Origin of the sequence: Roseateles sp. (assembly GCF_036486225.1) — a bacterium.
In the GTDB taxonomy this organism is placed as follows: domain Bacteria; phylum Pseudomonadota; class Gammaproteobacteria; order Burkholderiales; family Burkholderiaceae_C; genus Roseateles.
This window is the reverse complement of record NZ_DASVNZ010000042.1, coordinates 1-2,000: the sequence shown is the minus strand read 5'-3', so window position 1 is coordinate 2,000 and position 2,000 is coordinate 1. Positions and strand designations below refer to the sequence as shown.

2 protein-coding genes are annotated in these 2,000 nt (G+C 68.2%); both read right to left on the bottom strand.

Annotated features, from left to right (window positions below):
- A partial coding sequence (locus tag VF536_RS03755; RefSeq protein WP_331613446.1) for a methyl-accepting chemotaxis protein occupies window positions 1-1,450 on the bottom strand: 1,450 nt, incomplete at its 3' end.
- A 104-nt stretch (window positions 1,451-1,554) separates the two neighbouring features.
- Complete coding sequence (locus tag VF536_RS03750; protein WP_331613445.1) at window positions 1,555-1,791, bottom strand: hypothetical protein; 237 nt, start codon at window positions 1,789-1,791, stop codon at window positions 1,555-1,557.
- Between the last annotated feature and the right edge of the window lie 209 nt (window positions 1,792-2,000).

The following is a 2,000-nucleotide window of genomic DNA, read 5'->3' as shown; positions in this document are numbered from 1 at the left end:
TCTTCTGCGTGGTGTCGTCCATCTGGATGATGGCCGCGTTGACCTGCTCGATGCCCATGCTCTGCTCGCGGCTGGAGGCGCTGATCTCGGCGACGACGCCGCTGACGCGTCGGATGCCGGAGACGACCTGCGACATCGTCGCGCCCGCCTGTTCGACCAACCGTCCGCCGGCATCGACCTGCTCGGTCGACTGGACGATCAGCGACTTGATCTCCCTGGCGGCGCTCGCCGACCGCTGCGCCAGAGCGCGCACCTCCGACGCCACCACCGCGAAACCTCGTCCGTGCTCGCCTGCGCGCGCGGCTTCCACCGCCGCGTTCAGCGCCAGGATATTGGTCTGGAACGCGATGCCGTCGATCGTGCCGATGATCTCGCCGATGCGCTGCGAGGACGCGGAGATGGCGCTCATCGTCGCCACCACCTCGCCCACCGCCTTGCCGCCCGCACCGGCCACCTCGGACGCCGACGCCGCACTGGCGTTCGCCTGATCCGCGTTGTCCGCGCTCATGCGCACCGCCGCGGTCAGCTGTTCCATCGCGGAAGCCGTCTCCTGCAGCGCGCTCGCCTGCGCCTCGGTGCGCGCCGACAGATCGGCGTTGCCCTGCGCGACTTCCTTCGCCGCGGCGGAGATGGTGTCCGCGCCCTGGCGGACTTCCGAGACGATGCGATGCAGGCTGCGCACCATGTGCTGCAACGCGGCGATCAGGCGGCCGATCTCGTCGGTGCTCTGCGGCATCGGGCGCAGCGTGAGGTCGCCCTTGGCGACGTCCTCGGCCAGCCGGATCGCCCCGTGGATGCGCTGGGTGATCGAGCGCGTGATGCTGATCGCCGTCACCACGCCCAGCACCACCGCGACCGCGGCCACCAGCGTCATCCACAGCTTGGAGCGCCGCGCGTCCTCCTTGGCCTTGACCACGTCGTCCGCCATCGCCTTGGCCTGGTAATCGACCATCTTGTCGATCAGCGCGTAATAGCGGACCTGCGACTGCGCCATGTCGCCCTGGTACACGGCCATGGCCTGCTCGCGCTGTCCGGCGGCGACCAGGTCGAAGAGCTTGCGCACCGCGGCGCCGTAGATCTTCCGGGCCTCCGACTGCTCGGCGAAGATCGCCTTCGCCTCGTCGGTGTTGAGCATCTTCTCGAACTTCGCGAAGTTCGCGGTGTTGGCGGCGCGGACGGCGGCGTAATCGTCCATGTAGCGCTTGGCCTGCGTGGGGTCGGTGGCCATCAGCAGCCGGCCGATCACGATCACCCCCTGGTCGCCGACATTCTTGATGTCGTCGCTGATGGCGATCTGCGCATAGCGGTCCTCCACCACCCGGTCCATCGTGCCGCTGGTGCGGTTCAGCACCGAAACGGCCACGGCCAGCACGAGCAGCAGCAAGGCGATGACGACGGCGAATGCGGCGGCCAGCCGCGCGCCGATATTGACGTTGGACAACGTTGGCATGTTTTTTCTCCCTGAGGCCGAACGGTGGACCTCGGCGGGGCAAAAAACGGTCCGGCAGGCTTTACAGCCGCGTATTCACGGCGTCTGCGCGTGAGCCTGATTGCTCACGCCTGCTCTGCGAACGTGGCGATGTACTGACATGCCACGCGGTCGGCATGGGCGACCGCCTCGTCGGCGGAAGGGAATTCATCGTCCAGCTCGTGCCAGGCGGTGACGCCGGGACGGCCGTCCTCCTCGCTCTTGACGACGAATCGTCCTCGCCACGGTCCGGCGCCGGGCCCGTGGGTATCGAGGATGTAGGTGCGGCCCTTGTGCTGGCGGACGTTCTGCGGAGTCGTCATGGTCGGCAACGTTCGGACGGACGCTGGGGAGCCGGGTCGACGTGCGCGAAGGGGGCGCGCACGGACGCGGGTCATGCGGAGTCCGTGTTGTACACCCGCTCCCGCTTCACTGGAATGAAATCCTCGCGACCGTCCCGACTCGTACCGGAGCCGGGCATGCCGGTGCCCCCGGGCGCGAATTCCGAGCGGCGAGGAGGAGATTGAGCGAC